The sequence below is a fragment of the Leucobacter sp. G161 genome (assembly GCF_001482305.1).
GTDB lineage: Bacteria > Actinomycetota > Actinomycetes > Actinomycetales > Microbacteriaceae > Leucobacter.
This window is the reverse complement of sequence record NZ_LOHP01000078.1, coordinates 58878-76817: the sequence shown is the minus strand read 5'-3', so window position 1 is coordinate 76817 and position 17940 is coordinate 58878. Positions and strand designations below refer to the sequence as shown.

Genomic DNA, 17940 nt, shown 5'->3' with positions numbered 1-17940 from the left:
TTTGTACATCACTAGCTCTAGCGTCGCAACTCTGTCGCGCGGTAGCGTGGAGGCGACGGCAGCGCTGCTGCCCGTTGAGCCCGAGAACGAGGAATGAGGCCCAGCCACATGGACACCATCAGCACCGCCGACCTGTACGACGAGCGGGGCGAAGAGCTCCAGTCCGTTTCGCTCCAGTTTCAGGACTGCGGCGGCGACACCAGCTTCTCCGGCCCGGTGCGCACCGTGAAGTGCTTCCAAGACAATGCGCGGCTCAAGAGCGTGCTCTCAACACCGGGCGACGGTGCGGTGCTCGTCATCGACGGCGAGGGATCGCTCGAGACCGCCCTCGTCGGTGACATCATCGCCGGCCTCGGGGCCGACAACGGCTGGGCCGGGCTCATCGTGCACGGCGCCATCCGAGACCGCGTCGCGATCGGCACGCTGCCGCTCGGCGTGAAAGCCCTCGGATCGAACCCAGCGAAGTCGACGAAGACCGGCAGCGGCGAGACCGACGTGCCAGTCACCTTCGGCGGCGTCACCTTCACCCCTGGCGCGATGGTGTGGTGCGACTCCGACGGCATCCTCGTCGAGTAGCCGGGCCCCTCTCACCGACTCCGTCTCACCGTCTCTGACCGGATTGGGTAGCTTGGGCTGCCTGAATTCCATCGATGAGGCCGTGCACATGGGCGATGTGGAGCGCTTCGCGCCGACTACCGACTCCGAGCTTGCGGTAGATCGATCCTGTCTGCTTCTTGAGCGTGCTCACTGAGACGTTGAGCTGTGCGGCTATCTCGGTCTGAGGCAACCCTGAATCGAGCATGTGCAGCACGAATCCCTCACGCTTCGTAAGATCAACCAGCACGCCCGTGTCGGGGAAACACTGCCCGAGAGCCGCGCACCGAGCGAGGAGCTCGGCAACGGAGAGATGCAGCGCACTCGCGAGGGGCTGGAGCATTTTGGTCTCCGTTGCGTGATGCAACAGTCGTTCTCGGGCCGAGCGGGGGAGAAGCGCAACGGGGAGCAGCGTCGCCGATGCGATACACCAGCTGAGACACAGCTTGACCTGTTCGAGTGCGGCGTCGTGATCACCCTCGGCATCGTAGGCTGCGGCCGCGAGACCATGGGCAGTCGCGCGTTCGGGTGAGGTTGCCCGGTCGTCTGCGGCAATCGCTTGAGACAACACCGCAGTCCGGGCGAAGCGCCCGCCGATGGGTGTAGTCGTGCGTAGGAGACGCGCAGCCATGTGGACAGTTCGGGGGTGCGCTCGCATAGCGCACGGGCGCGCTCGAGTTGTCCCACCGCGATGAGCGCATCGACCCGGCTGCGCACGCGAACGGCGTGGGCAAGGGGAGCGGAACGGTGGTGCTTCGCCACCGCACCGACGATCGCCGCCTGCCTGGCCTGGATAGCCTGGGTGCTGTCAGTGAGCACGTCGAGAAGCTGACTGGTCTCGGCAGCAATCTCCCAAAACTCGCTGCTGAGTTGGTGGGTGTTGAGGTATGCGATGTGCTGTGTAGCGGACTCGATATCAAGGCGGTCGAGTGCGACACGTGCGGCCGACAGCTGGCACACGTATTCGATGTACTCGCTGTGTTGGCGCGGCCCGGCTAGCGTGCCGATCGGTGACGTGACGTGCAACGTCGTGGCCGCGGGCTGGCCGCTGAGCGAGTGTTGGAGCTCGAGGAGTGCAGACGCGAGGAGCGGAACGTATGCGTCGTATTCAGTGAAATCGGCCGCCATGTCGTGGACACTGCTGAAGCGGGTGCGCGCCCGCCCCCAATCCAGGGCGAACAGTGCGGTGAGCCCCCGCTCCACCTCGAACCACTGCAGGTTGGTCCGCGAGGGGACGTCGCCCTCGCTCGCGAGCTCTCGGAGGCGCAGCAGCAGGCCGGCGGCTGCCTCCTCAGTGGCCTGGAGGTCGCCGTGCTTGCGGAGCCAGACGATCCACAGCGCCCCGAGAAACAAGACACCATCGGCCGAGTCTTGGCGGCTCCAGGCCTGCCCGACCTCGGTCACGAGCATGCCGAAACGCGCGGCGAGGTCAGTCCCTGTTGTGGCGTGAATCAACCCCTTGTCGATTGGGGCCGAAGCGGCGCTGGCGCCGAACTGGAGCCCCGGGCGGCCCCGGAGTACCTCAGCCGGGAGCTCGCCAAACGCTTTCGTCAGGGAGCTGTCGTGGGTGCCCAGCAAATCCATGAAGTGCCTGAACAGCCCACTCTCGAGCGCATCCCACTCCTGAGCGCCACGTTGCTGCACGAGCGCTTCGGCGAGCAAATCCTTCGCAAAGGGCGCCCCGGGGTCCGCGGCCAGCATGCCGCGCGCAAGTGCACGATGCTGATCCCTGCGATCCGACGGGAGTGCGGCGGTTGCGGCCTCGGCGGGCGGCACTGCGGCTGTGGTGCAGCCCAGCAGTTCGTCTCGTGGCGACGCCGGGCTGACCGGTGCGAGGTGGCCGAGATCTGCAAGTTCTTGGAGGCACCGTTGCGGGTCGCGATCTCGCTCGGCGGATGGCAGCGTGTCGGGGAAGACATCCCAGACGACGACGAGGGAGCCCTCATGGACTCTATGGAGGAGCGCGAGTTTTGCTACCAGCCTGTCAATCTCAAGCCTGCGTAATCGCGGTTCGTCCTCGAGCATTCCCCCCAGCTCCTTCGAATTGCACCCACAAGTTTAGTAGCCGGCTGATGAGCTGTGCAGCGCGGGCCCCGAGTGTGCGGGCGAACTTTAGATGACTTTTCCATGAACTTGTGCAGACCTGTTCCCGAACACTGGACCAGCTATGGAGACAATCCTCCTCTCGCAAGCATCTCAGGGACGTGGGGCGTGGCGCAAGGGCCCGAGAACGGTACCAATTTCACGCAGAACGGAGCCTGAGATAGGGGAAACGGTGGTTGTATCGAATCAAGAGCACCCTTGCAGTGTGCCCTTACCCCTAGGGACGCGCTACGCGCGGCCCGGTGAGGGTCGGTCGCCCCCCAAATTCGCGATCGGCCCTCACTTGTGTGTTCGGAGGCGTGCGCCCTGCGCCCCGCTACGTGTGGCACCTGACACCACGCGACGGGTGGTTGCGGTTACCGCTCCGAGCGGTCGAGGAGGTCGAGGAGCTGCTTCGATCCGCGAGCGGTCTCGACGCCTGCCGCCGCGCACCGCACCCGCAACTCGGCGTCGCTGGTGACGACGACGCCGAGGCCGCCGCGGTCGGTCAACGCCTGCGCCTCGTCGACGATCGCGTCGTCACCCGAGGTGGTTGCGTCGATGACGCGTACGTTGTCCGTCGTGGTGATGCCGCGCGCGGTGCTCTCGGTAATGAACACCCACTGCGGGAAAACGAGGCCGCCGTGCAGGTCGGCCGGCATGTCGAAGAACGCGGGCCTGACGCCCGCGGGTGAGGCGGCGTGCGCCTCGATCCGGTCGCGGAGCTTCTCGGTGGAGCCCTTGCGGTCCTTCCACCACCCGTCGGGAACGGTGCCGACCACGTTTGCCGCGTCGACGATGATCACCGGCGTGCGGCGGACGATCGGGCGAAGCAGCTGCCACGTCGCGGCGAATGCCGGGTGGAGCTCCTTCTGCTCGACCTCGTCGACCGGCACCCACTCGAGTGCGTGGCTCTCGGGGTCGGTGATCTCGGGCGTGAACGGGTGTGCGACCTCAGCGACGACGGTCGTGTACGCCCAGCCGCCACGCTCGAGTACGTGCGTGTAGCGGGGAATCACGGCGTCGTCGGGGACCCCGGCCTCCTCCTGCGATTCGCGGATCGCGCCAGCGATGGCCGCCTCGCCCTGGTTCAGAGCGCCGCCGGGGATCCCCCAGGTGTTGCCGTGGTCGCTCCAGCTCACGCGATGCTGCATGAGGATCGCGTCGAGGGCACGGTCGTATGCGAGCAGACCGGCCGCTCCGAACTTGCCCCAGTAGCGGTTTCCGTCGGCGGCCGTGACCCACGCGTCGCCGGGGTCTCGAAGGTCGCTCATGCCTCCCAGACTACCGGGCCGCGCGGCCAGGGTTATTGCAGCGGATGCCGGGGCGGAGGGGGCGGGCGCGTTCAGCCTGGCGAAGAACGCATCGGTGTCCGTGCCCGGCAGGTCCTCAGGCGGCTCGTCGGGGCCGCGGCGCGAACGGCCGGAGAACATGACCGCGGCCACCGCGAGGGCGACGAACAGGGCGATGCCGAGCAGGATCCACGGACTGGTCAGCACGCGGCCGGGCGCAAGTGGGGCGACTCCGTCGACGAGCTCCACGGTGCCCTCGGCGAGCTGTTGGGCGCCGGCGGCAAGCTCGATCGACCCGTCCGAGGCTAGTTGGGCGCCGTCGTCCAGGTCGCCCGAACCGGCGCGCAGCTCGAGCAAGCCTGCGTCGAGTGTCCTCGCGCCCTGGTAGAGGTCGCGCGCCCCGTCCCGGATCTCCTCCGAGCCCTCGGCGAGCGTGTCGAGCCCCTCGTGAAGCTGGACCGCTCCGTCCCCGATGGCGACGGTGCCGGCCGCGAGCTGCCATGCGCCGTCGTTGAGCTGGCCTGCGCCCGCGCGGAGCTCGCCAGTGCCATTCTTCAGCAGGATCGACCCGTCGTACGCCTCCTGTGTGCCGTCAGCGAGGTCGAGGAACTCGATGTAGAGATCATTCATGCCCGCGGCTACCGCCGGTCCGCCAGCTAGTAGCGCCGGGGTGCCCGCGATGAGCTTCCGCGCACCCGCGCTGAGTTCTGCAGCACCCTCCGGAAGCGGCTCGATACCTTCGGCGAGCCGAGAGAGACCGTCGTTAAACTCAGCGAAGCCAGCCTGGAGTTCGTCGACGCCCTCGTCCAGCCTGATGACGCCGTCGTCAAGGATGGGATAGAACACTTGGTCAATGGAGGTGAGGGCGGTCAGCGCCGTGTTCACTCTTCCGGTCAGGCCCGCAGCGCCACTCTGCTGCAGGGTTGCGTTGAGCTGAGCGATCTCACTCTCGGTCGAGGCCTGCGCTGCGACGGCGTTTGCGGTGGCATCGATGCTCGCCGCCGCGAGCTGTTGCAGCTGTGCAAGCTGGTCGGCGCCGATCGGTTCCGCTGGGTTCAGCGCCGTGAGCATCTCGCTGAGGGCAGCTGCGCTCTGTGCCGCGGGAGTCAATGCGGCGGTTGCGGCAGCACTCGCGGCTGCGGAGGTATTCCCGAAGGCCGTGATGGTTCCGACGGTCTCTGCCGCGCCGGTGAGTGCGCCGATACCGTTTGTGGCGAAAAGTTTCAGCAGGGGTGGCGCAGATTTAAATTCGTCGGCGCCCTCCCGAAGCTCGTCACCGCCCGCCATGATGTCGACGAAGCCGGCCTGGAGGTCCCCGACGCCTACGGTGATTTCTCCGACTCCGGCGGCGAGCTCGAGCACCCCCTCAGAGAGTTGCTTCGTGCCGGGCGCATACTCCGTGATTCCCGCTGAAAGGAGTTTGCTGCCATCGTTGAGCTCTTTCACGTCGGATTTCTTGGTCTGTACGCGGTCATTCATTTCCGTGGTGCCGGCAAGCAGGCGCTGCGCGCCGTCGTCGAGTTGCCCGGCGCCCGCAACCGCGGTGCCGGTGCCCTCCGCGAGGGTGTGCGCGCCCGCGATGGCTTCGCCCGCGCCGACCTCGAGGTCGACGCTGCCGTCGTGGAGCTGGGTCGTGCCGTCGACGGCGCGCACGGTGCCAAGCGAGAGCTCGTCTGCTCCCTTGCGAAGCTGGGTGCCACCGTCGCTGAGGAGTGCCGAGCTGCCGCGCAGCTCGTCCGTTCCAGCGGCGAGTTCGGTGAGCCCGGACTCCAGTTCGTCGGCGCCGGCCGCGGCGAGTTCTGCGCCGTCCTGCAGCTGGACCGCCCCGCTGTTCACTGTTGAGCTCGCGGTGAGCGCGAACGCTGAAACGCCAACGAGTGCGAGCCCGAGTGCAGCAGACAGGATGGGCTGCGCGGGAATGCGGCGGGGGCGGGTGGTGTGTTGCTCTTTGATGCTCATTGCTCAGAGTCTCCGTTTCTCCCGTGTCGATCGCCAGTGATCAACAGGTAACGCTGGCCCGAGCCTAATCAGTGCAGAATGGCCCGGGTGAAGGCAGAGACAGTTTCGTGACTTGCTTACACGTGATGGGTATTTATGAGTGCGGAATGTAACATCGCCACCAAAGGGTCGAGACCCCGCTCGGCTAAAACGCCGCCGGGAAATTTCAACCGTCAGTGGGGTTTCGGTGTGCGCGCCGGGCGGCGCGTTCCGCCCGCCAGGCTGACCACAACTTGCGCACGCCACGGAAGAACTCGCCGTTCACCATGAGCAGTAGGCCGTCAAGCATGGGCTCGGTCATGAGCCCGTTGCTCATCCGCGCAACCGAGCGGAACGGGATCTCAAGCGCGTAGCGCGTCGTGTTCGCCTGCAGCGGCCGCCCGAGTGCGAGCAGCACGGCGCGGCTCCGGTCGATCGCGAAGTACAACAGGCCGGCGAAGCCGCCGCGGCCGCGCGTCTGCGCGATTGAATGCTCACGCGTCAACCGCCCGCCGACCGGCCAATCGGGGGAGGGCAGTGGCCTGCCGATGAGCCCAGCGAAGTCATCGCTGCTCGCGAGTTCGACGCGGCCACTCACGTAGTGCGGGGACAGTGTTGTCGGGGCGCTCGCCGCAGCGTCGCGGGCGGGGCGGTCTCCGGCAACGATCTCGACGGTCGCCGCGGCGCGGATGTCGCGCGATGACGCCGCGGCCTGGATCGTGTAGCTCCCGGCAACCCTGCGCCAGTCGCGATCGGTCCCGTGGAACACGTCGAAGGCGTGCTCGGCGAGCGGGATCCGCACCTCGCGGCTCTCGCCGGGTGCGAGGTCGACGCGGCAGAACCCGCGCAGTTCCCGGACCGCGCGAAACGCGTGCTCGGCAAGGCCTGGCGCCTCAACATAGAGCTGCACGACCTCGCTGCCGGCGACGTCGCCCGTGTTCGTGATCGTGAGTCGCGCGTGCTCGGGGGTCGCCACCAGGTCTGAGTATTCGAAGCTCGTGTAGCTGAGCCCGTGCCCGAACGGATAGCGGACGGGTAGCCCGACCTTGTCGAAGTACCGATAACCGACATAGATGCTCTCGCGATGTTCGGCTGTCGCCTCGGCCTGCGCATAGCTCGCGGCCGACGGCACGTCCGCGTAGCGCACCGGGTAGCTCTCGGCGAGCTTGCCTCCGGGGTTGACGCGCCCGGTGAGCACGTCGGCGATCGCCTGGCCGCCGCCCTGGCCCGGGAGATACCCGTGCACGATCGCCGCAGCCTGATCCGCGAAGGGGAGCTCGACGGGCGCTCCGCCCGCGAGCACGACGACGACTGGGATCCCGAGCGCGAACAGCTCGTCCGCGAGCGCGAGCTGGTTGTCCGCGAGGCGCATGTGCTCCCGGTCGATGCCCTCGGCCTCGGCGGCCTCGTCGAGGCCGAGGAAGAGCAGGATCACGTCGGCCTCGCTCGCGAGCCTGAGCGCGCGCCTCGCCCGCCCGCGCGACTGGGATCCGCGGCGCGAGAATCCCGGCTCGTAGCCCGAGATGTGCAGCCCCGAGTCGCGGAGCGCATCGAGCGGCCTCACGATCCTCGTCGGGTTCACGAGCGAGCTGCCGGCGCCCTGGTATCGGGGCGTGCCGGCGAAGTCCCCGACGACCGCGACCCGCGCCGGGCCGCCGGGCGCGAGTGGCAGCGTGCGGAGCCGGTTTTCGAGCAGCACGATCGACCGCCCGGCTGCCGCGACCGCGAGCTCGTGGTGCGCGTCGTGCAAGCCTGCGCTCGCCGGTGCGGCCTCGGCCGTAATCGATCCCTCGGGGAGCGTGCCGGCGTGCTGCGCGGGTTCCGTCCGTTCGATGAGCTCGAGGAGTTCGGCGACGCGCTCGTCGAGGACGGCCTCGTCGAGCGCTGCGCCCGCGACGGCGCGCACGATCTCCCTGTCGGTCTCGCCGCCAGCCGCCGGCATCTCGAGCGCGTTGCCGGCGATGAGGCCCGCGACGCGGTCGTTGTTGCCGCCCCAGTCGGTGACGACGAGCCCGTCGAACCCCCAGCGCCGGCGCAGGATCTCGTGGAGCAGCCCGCGGTGCTCGTTCGCGTAGGTGCCGTTGACGCGGTTGTACGAGCTCATCACCGTCCAGGGTTTCCCCGCGGTGACCGCGATCCGGAACCCCTCAAGATAGATCTCGTGCAGCGCGCGCTCGTCGACGATCTCGTCGATCGTCATCCGCCTGGTCTCCTGGCTGTTCACCGCGAAGTGCTTCGCGGAGGCGGCGACGCCGTGCGACTGGACGCCGCGGATGAAGCTCGCGGCGAGCGTGCCGGCGAGCAGCGGATCCTCCGAGAAGTACTCGAAGTTGCGGCCCGCGAGCGGGTTCCGCTTGATGTTCAGGCCCGGGCCGAGCAAGACGCGCACGCCCTCCGCCGCTGCCTCGGCGCCGAGCGCCGAACCGACGCGCTCGAGCAGGTCGGCATCCCAGCTGTTCGCGAGCGTCGCCGCCGTCGGGAAGCAGGTCGCGGGCAGGCTCCGGTTCACGCCGAGATGATCGCCGCCGCCCGTCTGCTTGCGGAGGCCGTGCGGGCCGTCCGCGAGGAGGATCGACGGGATCCCGAGCCTGGCGATCGGCTTCGTCTGCCAGTAGCTGCCGCCGGACATGAGCGACGCCTTCTCCTCGCGCGTCAGCTTGCTGAGGAGCTCCCGGTGCTTTGCGACATCGCCCACAGTCGCCAGTGTAGGCAGACGGGTGTCGCCCGGTAAAGGGGTTCTGCTGGGAAGCTACACGCCGAAGCGAGCCTCGAGGCCTGCGAGGGTGCGCTCGATCCCGACCCCGTTGCGGCGCGGGAAACCGAGTAGCGCCATGAGCCAGGGGATCCTCGCGCCGCGGTAATCGAAGACCTCGGTGACCTGCGTTGCGCCGTCGCCGACGGGGGTGAGCTCCCAGCGCCAGCGGTGCCCGGCCGGCAGGCTCCACTCGATGATGCGGCCCGGGATCGCCTCGGTCACGAGATTGCGCATGCGGTACTTCACCGGGCCGATGCGCATGCCGACCGCGAACGAGTCGCCCTGCGACAGCGTCGCGGGGCCGTCGACCACGGCGGAGACCGTGCCAGAGCCGTCGAGCTCGTGGTGGCGGCGCGGGTTCGCGAGCGCCGCGTACAGGGTGTCGGCCTCGACGGCGACGATGCGGCGGCGCGCGACGCGGCGTGCTCCCAGGTCGACGATCTCGGTCTGATGCGGCATTGCGCGGTCTCCTTCGGTGCGCCGGGGTGACGACAAAAATAAACCCCCGGGGGTATTTTTCATCCTAGGCCATACGCGATGCGAGACCGCGGAGGGCGGGCTGCGGTGCCGCGGCGTGGCAGGTGTGGGAACCTTGATACATGGATCTCCAGGTCACGCGGAAGCTGACCATCCCGGCCGCCGAGCTCGGATGGCGGTTCTCGCGATCCTCCGGGCCAGGCGGTCAGCACGTGAACACCTCAGACAGTCGCGCTGAACTCACGTGGGACGTGACGGCGTCGAAGGCGCTCACCGATGAGCAGCGCGAGCGCCTGCTCGACAAACTCTCCGGCCGGCTGATCGACGGCACACTCACTGTGTCCGCGTCGGAGCAGCGCTCGCAGCTGCGCAACCGCGAGACCGCCCTCGAAAAGCTCGGGCAGATCCTCGCCGCGGCGCTCGCGCCCGACGGGCCGAAGCGCCGCCCCACGAAGCCGACCCGCGGGTCCCAGAAGCGCAGGCTCGAGGCCAAGGGGCAGCGCTCGCAGGTCAAGAAGAACCGGCAGCGGCCCGCGTTCGACTGACGCCACGGCGAGGAGTCACATGAGTTCATCCGAGTCCAACGAACCGATGCCCACAATCAGCAAGATCGCGAACGCGACGATATGGCCCGATGGGGGCGCCGACTTCTCGCGTGTGCGGGACGGCATGGTCTGGGTCGGCGGTCGGATCGAGCTCGGGGCCGAGCGGCTCATGTTCCACGCCAATAAGGTGAACCGCTGGATCAACCCGGCGGTGCTCGGGCCGCAGGACCCGATGACGATGGACTTCGGGCTCAGCCTCGACGCCGACTTCGAGATTCGCGTGCACAACACCTTCGGCCCCTCGACGATTGAACTCGTCCTCTCCGACGGCTCACAGATCGGGATCCGCTGCTGGGGAGCGCCGGGCCTTGCCAAGCACATTGCCGCACGCCGTAACCGCGACTCGAGCTGACCGGAACCCCTGCCGTCACACCGGCAGCCAACCCCCAGCGTTCTAAACCGTAGGATGAGCACGTGTCCTGGATTCGCCGGGCGAAATGAAGGGGACATCACAATGGGAGCATGGGGAAGTGCGCCGTGGCACAACGACGCGGCAGCTGACTGGTTCGGGGACGTCTTCGCGGGCATCGACATCGATGCGCACATTGCTGACGCCTTCCAATACGACGATGACTATGACCGAGTGCGCGCAGCCTGCTACCTGCTCGCCGTGCTCGGACACAGCGCAGTCTGGCCGGGTGAACTCGAGCGGCTCGACGATCATCTTGAGCGCGGCATCGAGCTGCTCAACGACATGGTCGAGCCGGGGTCTGACTTCCGTGAGCTCTGGGAGGACGACTCGGAGGTCGTGCTGGCCGTTCGTTCCGAAATCGCGGAGCTCGAGGCACGCCTCGACGGTGAAGAAGATGACGACGACGAGGACGAAGACGACGAGGATCTCGACGACGACGAAGAGATCGACGACGACGAGTAATCACGTCACCGAATACCGGTGCTGACGCGTGGCCCGCCGACTCGGTGGGCCACGCGTCAGCACGGGGCACTACGCCGGCGTCGGCAGCGTGCGGAGGATCTTCTCCATCGCCTTACCCTTGGCGAGCTCATCGACGAGCTTGTCGAGATAGCGGATGTTCAGCATGAGGGGATCCTCAATCTCCGCGAGCTTCACCCCGCAGACCGAACCGGTGATCGCCTCGCGCGCCGGGTTGAGCTTCGGGGCGTCGCGGAAGAACTCCTCGAGGTTTACGGCATTGCCGGGAGTGATGAGCTCGTCGAGCTGCGCCTGCGAGTAGCCGGTGAGCCACAGGATGACCTCGTCGACCTCGGCCCTCGTGCGGCCCTTGCGCTCGGCTTTGTGCGTGTAGTTCGGGTAGAGATCCGAGAACGCGAGCTTGTAGATGCGGTGTCCAGCCATGCGACCAGGATACGTCGGGTTCCCTGGGGAACGCGAGGGTGCGGGCGTAGACTGGACGGAGTCCAACTAAGCCGAACGCGAGGAGCTGCCGGGTGCCGATCACGCAGACGATACTGGAGGTCGCGCGCCGCGATCCCGAGCAGCTCGCGATCGCGGGATCCGACGGCCGGCTCACCTACGCCGAGCTCGTCGAGGATTCCCGCCGGGTGTTCGCGGCAGTCCAGGCGCTGCACGGCGCACAGGCGGATCCGCCCGCTCCGGCCCCCGAGACCGGCGGCATCCCGATCACCGCGGTGAGCGTCGACTCCGCGTTCCACACCTCGCGCATCATCGCGGGGCTCGCGGGCTTCCGGGCGGTGTCGGCGACGCTCGACCCCCGCTGGCCCCTCGCACACCGCGTCGCCGTGATCCTCGCGACCGGCATCGGACTCGTCGTGAGCGACTCCGACGACCTCGCGCCCGCGCTCGAAGCGCGCGGCTGGGGCGGCACGGTTGTCTCGCTCGCGGAGTTCCGGGAGCACGAGGCGCGGCTCGATCCAGCGCCCGCGCCCACCGTGCGCGACGGCGACGAGGCATTCCTGCTGCTGTTCTCCTCGGGCACGACGAGCGACCCGAAGGGGTTCCTCAAGGCCCGGGCGCAGTACCGGGCGAACGTTGCCGTGTCGAGCGCGTACCTTGAACCGCTGCCGGGCGTCGCGACGCTCGCGCCCGGTCCCGTGTCGTACAGTCTCACGCTGTACGCGCTCATTGAATGCCTCGCGACCGGGGGAGCGGCGCACATGAGTGACGCCTTCGATGCCGCACTGATGGCGAGGCGCGTCGACGAGGAGCGGATCACCCGCGTCGTCGCCGTGCCCGCGCTCGTGCAGGCCCTCAGCGACGCCGCACGCCGCGACCCGGCACGCTTCGCCTCGCTCGAACTCGTCGTCACCGGGGGAGCGAACCTCTCCGCCTCGCTCCGCGCGGGCCTGCTTCAGGTGCTGCCCGGCGTGCGACTCATCAGCTACTACGGGGCCGCGGAGATCGGCTTCATCGGCGACAGCCGGGGCGGCGACGGCACCCGCATCTCGGTGTACGACGGCATCGGGTACGAAATCCGCTCTACGGAGGGAGCCGCGGTGCCCGACGGGGAGCTCGGCACGCTCTGGATCGACGCCGCAGCCTGCTCCGACGGCTACCTCGCGGGCACCACCGACGAGGTGCTGCGTGGGCCGGACGGCTGGGCGAGCGTGCACGACCAGGGGCGCATCGTCGACGGCAAGCTTGAGCTCGTCGGCCGCGCCGGCGACATCGCGGTGACCGGCGGGCACAAGGTCGCCCTCACCGAGGTCGAGCGGGCGTTCGAGGGCCTGCCCCGCGTCGGGGCGGTGTGCGCGGTCGCGCTGCCGCATCGCAGGCTCGGCAGCGTCGTCGCGCTCGTCGTCGAGGGCCCGCGAGACGTCGTGCCCACGAAGGACGCGCTGCGTGCGCTCGCCAAGGAGCGCCTCGCCCCGCAGTTCGTTCCCCGGCAGTGGTACCGCATCGACAGGCTGCCGCGCACGGTCGGCGGGAAGATCCGCCGTGCCGAAACCGTTGCACTCGTCGAAGGTATCGGCGGAGGCGTCGGCGATAGCGAACGCGAAGACGGAGGGGTGGAGCGACTGTGAACGACACGACAGCACGAGGAGCGACCGGGCGACGCGTCGTCATCACCGGGCTCGGGGCGATCACGCCGAGCGGCCTCGATGTCGCATCGCTCTGGGACGCGGTGGCCAGCGGCCGCAGCGCGATCTCGCGGCTCGACGGCCCCGAATTCGACGAGCTCGCGGTGAGGATCGGCAGCCAAGTGCGCGGCTTCGACGTCGCCGCGCTCCCCGCGCCCGGAATCGAGCGGAGCCTCGCCAGGCGGCTGAGCCCCGTGCATCACTGGGCGATCGCCGCAGCGGACCAGGCGCTCGCGCAGGCCGGGGTTGATCCGGCGGTTGTGGGTGCTGATCGTGCGCCTGCTGGTGGTGCTGGTGCTGATACTGGTGCTGATACTGAAGACGCTGATGCCGGCGAGGCCGGGCCCGCCCTGCCGTGGGACGCGACGCGCGTCGCCGTGATCGCGGCGACCGGATCCGGGCCCATCGACGCGATGCAGGCGGCGACCCGGGTACTCGACGCACGGGGACCGCGTGCGGTGCCGCTCACGCTCTCGATCCACGGCGCCCCAGACTCGGCCGCGGCGCTGCTCAGTCAGCGGTACGGGATCCGCGGGCCAGCGCAGGGCGTCTCGGCGACCTGCGCGAGCGGCGCGGTCGGGCTTGGCGATGGGCTCAGGCGCATCCGGCACGGCTACGCCGACGCCGTGCTCGTTGTCGGCTACGAGGACTGCCTGAACGGCGTGAACCTCTCCTCGAACGCGAACATGCGGGCGCTCGCCGCAGGCTACGAAGACGCCCCCGAAACGGCGTCGCGGCCGTTCGATCGCGCACGCGCTGGGTTCGTGATGGCGCAGGGGGCGGCGGCGATCCTCATCGAATCCGAGGAGAGCGCGCTCGCCCGCGGTGCCGAGATTCTCGCGGCGCTCGCTGGCTTCGGCTCGGCGAGCGACGCGCACCATCCGACCGCCCCGCACCCCGAGGGGCGCGGGGCCGCGCAGGCGGTGCGGGAATGCCTCGCCGACGCGGGCATCGAGCCGGAGGGCGTCGACCACATCAATGCGCACGGCACCGGCACCCCCGCCGGCGACGCGGCCGAGCTACTCGCCCTCGAGGCTGCACTCGGGGCGCACGCGCGGCGAACGCCGATCTCGGCGACGAAGTCGAGCACCGGGCATCTGCTCGGCGCGGGTGGGGTGGTGGAAGCGATCCTCTCTGTGATGGCGCTGCGCGAGCAGCTGCTGCCGCCGACAGTGAACCTCGACGACCCCGAGTTCGACGGCTGGGACTTCGTGGCGGGGGAGGCGCGGCCCGTGGTGGTCAACCGCGTGCTGTCGACGTCCTTTGGCTTCGGCGGGCACAACGGTGCCGTGCTCATCGAGCGGCCGTAGCCCCTACACACTTACTTGACTGAGAATCGATGATCGGAGAGAGAATGAGTGACCGAGAGACGCGGCATCAGGAGCTTGCGGAGCAGTACCTGCCGGAGGAGCTGCTGGAGCGGTTCCGCGAGCGGGCTGCCGTGTACGACCGTGAGAACAGCTTCTTCCACGAGGATCTTGCCGAGTTGCGCGAGCAGGGCTACCTCACGCTGTTCGTGCCCGAGGAATTTGGCGGGCCGGGCCTGACTCTCAATCAGGTGTCGCGGCTGCAGCAGCGCCTCGCGACCGCCGCCCCCGGCACCGCGCTGGCGATCAACATGCACCTCATGTGCACGGGCGTGATCCGCGCGATGTATGAGCGCGGCGACCACTCCCTTGACTACGTGTTCGAGGAGGCCGTCGCCGGCGAGATCTTCGCGTTCGGTATCAGCGAGCCCGCGAACGACTGGGGGCTGCAGGGCTCGAAGACGAAGGCCGAGCCGCAGGGTGACGGCGGCTACCTGCTCTCCGGCGTGAAGATCTTCACGTCGCTGTCGCCCGTGTGGACCAGGCTTATCGTGCACGGCCTTGACACGACGACCGCCGGTAGCGACGCCGAGACGCTCGTCTACGGCTTCCTCGAGCGCACGCATGAGGAAGCCGCAGCTGGTGGCGGCGCGGGGATCACCGTGTCGGACCAGTGGGACGTGCTCGGCATGCGGGCATCGCAGAGCCGGGCGACGATCCTCGACGGCGCGCGCATGCGGCCCGAGAAGGTTGGCCGCAGGATCCCGGCCGGGCGGCACCCCGACCTGCTGACGTTTGCGATCACCGCGAACTTCCAGCTGCTCATCGGCTCCGTCTACGCGGGCGTCGCGCGCCGGGCGCTCGACCTTGCTGCCGCCGGCATGCAGAAACGCCGCTCCGCGAAGGCCGGAACCTCGCACGCCGAGGTTCCCGAGGCGCGCGTGCGCCTCGCCGACGCCCACATGGAGTACATGGCCGTTCCCGCGCAGCTCGACGCCTACTCGCGCGACTTCGACGAGATCGTCGACCACGGGGCCGACTGGCCGCTGCGGCTTGTCTCGGCCAGACTCAACGCCTCGACGGCTGCCCGCCGCAGCGCCGAGACCGCGCTCATCTGCGCGGGAGGCTCCGGCTTCGACAACGGCAGCGAGCTCAGTCGCCTCTACCGCGACGCGACCGCGGGCCTCTTCCACCCGCCGACCGCCGACGCGGCACGCCCGATGTACGCGGCAGCGCTGCTCGACGAGAACTGAGACGCCAAGCGGGCGGCACGCACAGCATTTGCTGTAGATTCTGCGCCGCCCGCCCTGATCTGTCATTCGGGCTCCAAAAGTATGGGTAGGATGGAGAGGTTGCTTCGGCAGGATCCGGTTTCGATCGGTCAGGCTGAATAACAACGGGCTGTGGCGCAGCTTGGTAGCGCACTTGACTGGGGGTCAAGTGCGGTAACGACTCGGTACGGCTCGAAAATAGAACAACGGGATGTGGCGCAGCTTGGTAGCGCACTTGACTGGGGGTCAAGGGGTCGCAGGTTCAAATCCTGTCATCCCGACAGAAAAGCCCAGGTGAGAACAGGTTTCTCACCTGGGTTTCGTCGTTTCTGTTGTCCTTTTCGGAGGGGTTTATGGAATCATCCGGCCGCGGATGCTGATGCCTTCCGGGACGCGTCGGTTGCGGCCGTTGTGACGAGCCGGGACCTGGCCGGGACCTGGAGCCCGTTCTGGGTCGCGATCGGCAGCCTTTTCATCGCCGAGGCGCCGTCGCTCGACTGGTCCTAGCGGGGCTCTCAAGCTTGGGGTTCTCGTGTCCGTTGAGGAACGCGTTGGCTCGTGCGGCGGCGTCGGTGAGGTGCCTGGTGTCGGGGTGGAGGTAGCCGCGGGTCGTCTCGATCGATTTGTGGCCAAGGATGCCTTGGAGGACGTGGAGTGGGATGCCTGCGTCGGCGAGCCAGGTCGCTCCGGTGTGGCGGAGTCCGTGCCGGGTGAGGCTGGGTAGCTCGAGCTCTGTGACGAGCTGATCCCACTTCGTCGCATCCCGCACGGACGCTGTGGTGAGCACCCCACCGCGAGGACCAGTCAGGAGTCGCTCGTCGGGTTCACGGTCGTGCGTGAGTCGTTCCAGGACGGGGGTGAGGGCTTGCAGGATGGGGACGTGGCGGATGTCGCGGCCCTTGGTTTGTTTGGTGACGAGGCCGCCTGCGCCGGGGTAGGTTTGGCGGCGGATCGTGACGATGCGTTGATCCCAGTCGATGTCGCCGACTTGGAGGCCTGAGATCTCGGAGCCTCGCGCGGCGAGGAGAGCGCCGAGCATGACGAAGTCGGAATAGCTCTGATGCGCCTCCCCACACCGGCCCGCCAATGTTGTGAGGGTCGCGAGGTCTTTGAGCGCGTGCACGCGTGGCGAGAGGTCGTTCTCTTTGAGGTTGAGGGCTGATTTTCCCAGAGAGCGCCGGGATCGGTTGCGGGCGGGGTTGCTGGGCAGGAGGTCATCGCGGACGGCGTCATCGAGAACACGGACGAGGGGCGCGATGGTGTTCTTGATCGTTGACGCGGAGTGCTGGGTCTCCCATTGATCGATGGTGCGGTCGATCATCCCGGCCGTGATCTGCGACAACGGCAAATGCCCCAGCGCGGGGAGCACGCGGAGGCGCAGACCGATCTTGTAGCCGTCGACGGTGGAGGTGGGGTCAAGGCCCCGCTGCCACCGGTCGTCGATCATTTCGACGTAGTCGGAGAGCAGGATGCGTTTGTCTATCCCGAGCTCGGCGGAGGCTTGCAGGTACTGGAAGAACTCGTCCGCTGCTTCCTCGTCGGGGACGACGAGCGCGCGGGTGACGCGTTTGCGGGTGTGTGGGTCGATCCACCGGGCACGAGCACGGATCCCGGAGGGGCGGTGTTCAAGGTCGGTGGTGACTTTCACCCCGATTGGTGGCACCGGGAGTGGCGCGGTGGGATCAGGCGTGCTCATCGGTATCGAGGGACGTGAGCCACTGTTCGACCTGTTCGATGCGGTACCTCGTCACCCCGCCGATCCGGATGAACGGCGGCCCCTTCTTCTCGGCCCGCCACCTCGACAGCGTCGATTCCGATACCCGCAGGAACGCCGCGATCTCTCGGCTGTCCCGGAGTGGTGAAACGAGCACATCGCTGGTCTGCTCGGTCATGACTGTTCACTCCAACCGATGTTCACGATCTCCCGGATCGTCGCGTCCTGTTCCGCGAGCCTTGCCTTGACTTGCTCTTCGACGAACGCCAGGAAGTCCTTTGTCCGCTTCACTACCGGCACCTCTGCGGTGGAGGGATCGGTCCAGCCGTCGGCTTCGCCGCCCGGCCAGGCTGTGATGCGGGTGGGACGGTCACGGTCCAGGCGCGTGCCGGAGATCGTGACCCAGTCGCGGAGGCGTTCACGGGCGACCGCGAAGTCGTGGTGCCAGGCGAGAGCCTGGTTGCCTTTGGCCTGCGGATCGAAGCAGAACAACCAGTGCTGCTTCAGTGCTGACAACTCCCACAAGAGTTCGGAGTGGCGGTGCCACATCGGAGGGATCACGTGGGCGGGGAGGCCGTAGGCGTGGCGGAGCCAGTCGACCCATCCGTTGAGTTCGAGGAGTTCGTGTTCGAGATCACTGGGCGGGAGGGTGCGCCAGTTGATCGGGCGCGGTACCTGCCCCAGTGCTGCCGCAAGATCACTAGCGTAGGCCTGTTTCGCGAACTCGCGCGTCTTCTCCTCCACACCGGGCGGGAGATCACTGAAATCCGTGCCATCGACGTCCGGCTCTGGCACACCTTGGGGTGGCTGCTCACTGTTCATCACATACTCCTGAGTGAAAGACGCGC

At 68.1% G+C, this 17940-nt stretch carries 16 protein-coding genes and 1 tRNA gene; 8 read left to right on the top strand and 9 right to left on the bottom strand.

Annotated features, from left to right (window positions below; all coding sequences use genetic code 11):
- Nucleotides 1-108 precede the first annotated feature (108 nt).
- Nucleotides 109-576, top strand: a complete 468-nt coding sequence (gene rraA / locus AUL38_RS13645) for a ribonuclease E activity regulator RraA (RefSeq protein ID WP_059062924.1) — start codon at nucleotides 109-111, stop codon at nucleotides 574-576.
- A gap of 25 nt (nucleotides 577-601) precedes the next feature.
- Here rraA and AUL38_RS18005 read toward each other — a convergent pair whose 3' ends face one another.
- The 5 genes from AUL38_RS18005 to AUL38_RS13615 all read right to left on the bottom strand — a co-directional run bounded on the left by AUL38_RS18005 (nucleotide 602) and on the right by AUL38_RS13615 (nucleotide 9159).
- A complete protein-coding gene (locus AUL38_RS18005) occupies nucleotides 602-802 on the bottom strand; it encodes a LuxR C-terminal-related transcriptional regulator (protein ID WP_161937444.1) in 201 nt (66 codons plus the stop codon).
- On the bottom strand, nucleotides 769-2619 hold the full coding sequence (locus AUL38_RS17430) for a hypothetical protein (protein ID WP_161937443.1): 1851 nt from the start codon (nucleotides 2617-2619) through the stop codon (nucleotides 769-771). Before AUL38_RS17430 ends, AUL38_RS18005 begins: the two co-directional genes overlap by 34 nt.
- Before the next feature lie 434 nt (nucleotides 2620-3053).
- Nucleotides 3054-5927 (bottom strand): NUDIX domain-containing protein, encoded by a 2874-nt coding sequence (locus AUL38_RS17170; RefSeq protein ID WP_153006604.1) that lies wholly within the window; start codon nucleotides 5925-5927, stop codon nucleotides 3054-3056.
- A 205-nt stretch (nucleotides 5928-6132) separates the two neighbouring features.
- Entirely contained in the window at nucleotides 6133-8640 is a 2508-nt protein-coding gene (locus AUL38_RS13620) for a glycoside hydrolase family 3 C-terminal domain-containing protein (RefSeq protein WP_059062920.1), read from the bottom strand.
- A gap of 54 nt (nucleotides 8641-8694) precedes the next feature.
- On the bottom strand, nucleotides 8695-9159 hold the full coding sequence (locus tag AUL38_RS13615) for an SRPBCC family protein (RefSeq protein ID WP_059062919.1): 465 nt from the start codon (nucleotides 9157-9159) through the stop codon (nucleotides 8695-8697).
- A gap of 140 nt (nucleotides 9160-9299) precedes the next feature.
- Here AUL38_RS13615 and arfB point away from each other — a divergent pair, with 140 nt between their 5' ends.
- The 3 genes from arfB (at nucleotide 9300) to AUL38_RS17590 (ending at nucleotide 10656) form a co-directional block, all read left to right on the top strand.
- The gene (arfB, locus tag AUL38_RS13610) at nucleotides 9300-9722 is read left to right on the top strand and encodes an alternative ribosome rescue aminoacyl-tRNA hydrolase ArfB (RefSeq protein WP_059062918.1); all 423 of its coding nucleotides are present in this window, start codon (nucleotides 9300-9302) and stop codon (nucleotides 9720-9722) included.
- 19 nt (nucleotides 9723-9741) lie between these two features.
- Entirely contained in the window at nucleotides 9742-10134 is a 393-nt protein-coding gene (locus AUL38_RS13605; RefSeq protein WP_059062917.1) for a hypothetical protein, read from the top strand.
- Between the two features lie 102 nt (nucleotides 10135-10236).
- Entirely contained in the window at nucleotides 10237-10656 is a 420-nt protein-coding gene (locus tag AUL38_RS17590) for a hypothetical protein (protein ID WP_059062916.1), read from the top strand.
- A 69-nt stretch (nucleotides 10657-10725) separates the two neighbouring features.
- Here AUL38_RS17590 and AUL38_RS13595 read toward each other — a convergent pair whose 3' ends face one another.
- Nucleotides 10726-11097 carry a DUF2200 domain-containing protein gene (locus tag AUL38_RS13595; RefSeq protein ID WP_059062915.1) on the bottom strand — a complete coding sequence of 124 codons (372 nt, stop codon included), beginning with the start codon at nucleotides 11095-11097 and terminating at the stop codon, nucleotides 10726-10728.
- Between the two features lie 92 nt (nucleotides 11098-11189).
- Here AUL38_RS13595 and AUL38_RS13590 point away from each other — a divergent pair, with 92 nt between their 5' ends.
- The 4 genes from AUL38_RS13590 to AUL38_RS13575 all read left to right on the top strand — a co-directional run bounded on the left by AUL38_RS13590 (nucleotide 11190) and on the right by AUL38_RS13575 (nucleotide 15659).
- Nucleotides 11190-12743 carry a class I adenylate-forming enzyme family protein gene (locus AUL38_RS13590; protein WP_059062914.1) on the top strand — a complete coding sequence of 518 codons (1554 nt, stop codon included), beginning with the start codon at nucleotides 11190-11192 and terminating at the stop codon, nucleotides 12741-12743.
- Nucleotides 12740-14110: a beta-ketoacyl synthase gene (locus tag AUL38_RS13585; protein ID WP_059062913.1), complete on the top strand. Its 1371-nt coding sequence runs from the start codon at nucleotides 12740-12742 to the stop codon at nucleotides 14108-14110. The genes AUL38_RS13590 and AUL38_RS13585 overlap by 4 nt, the downstream gene beginning before the upstream one ends.
- Before the next feature lie 44 nt (nucleotides 14111-14154).
- Nucleotides 14155-15360, top strand: a complete 1206-nt coding sequence (locus AUL38_RS13580) for an acyl-CoA dehydrogenase family protein (protein ID WP_059062912.1) — start codon at nucleotides 14155-14157, stop codon at nucleotides 15358-15360.
- 225 nt (nucleotides 15361-15585) lie between these two features.
- Nucleotides 15586-15659 (top strand) — tRNA-Pro (locus AUL38_RS13575).
- Nucleotides 15660-15850: 191 nt separating this feature from the next.
- Here the strand turns inward: AUL38_RS13575 and AUL38_RS13570 are convergent.
- From AUL38_RS13570 to AUL38_RS13560, 3 genes are read right to left on the bottom strand one after another with little or no spacing between them, the layout of a single operon-like run.
- Nucleotides 15851-17074 carry a site-specific integrase gene (locus AUL38_RS13570; RefSeq protein ID WP_059062911.1) on the bottom strand — a complete coding sequence of 408 codons (1224 nt, stop codon included), beginning with the start codon at nucleotides 17072-17074 and terminating at the stop codon, nucleotides 15851-15853.
- Entirely contained in the window at nucleotides 17061-17270 is a 210-nt protein-coding gene (locus AUL38_RS13565) for an AlpA family transcriptional regulator (protein WP_059062910.1), read from the bottom strand. The genes AUL38_RS13570 and AUL38_RS13565 overlap by 14 nt, the downstream gene beginning before the upstream one ends.
- A complete protein-coding gene (locus AUL38_RS13560; RefSeq protein ID WP_059062909.1) occupies nucleotides 17267-17914 on the bottom strand; it encodes a hypothetical protein in 648 nt (215 codons plus the stop codon). The genes AUL38_RS13565 and AUL38_RS13560 overlap by 4 nt, the downstream gene beginning before the upstream one ends.
- Nucleotides 17915-17940 lie beyond the last annotated feature (26 nt).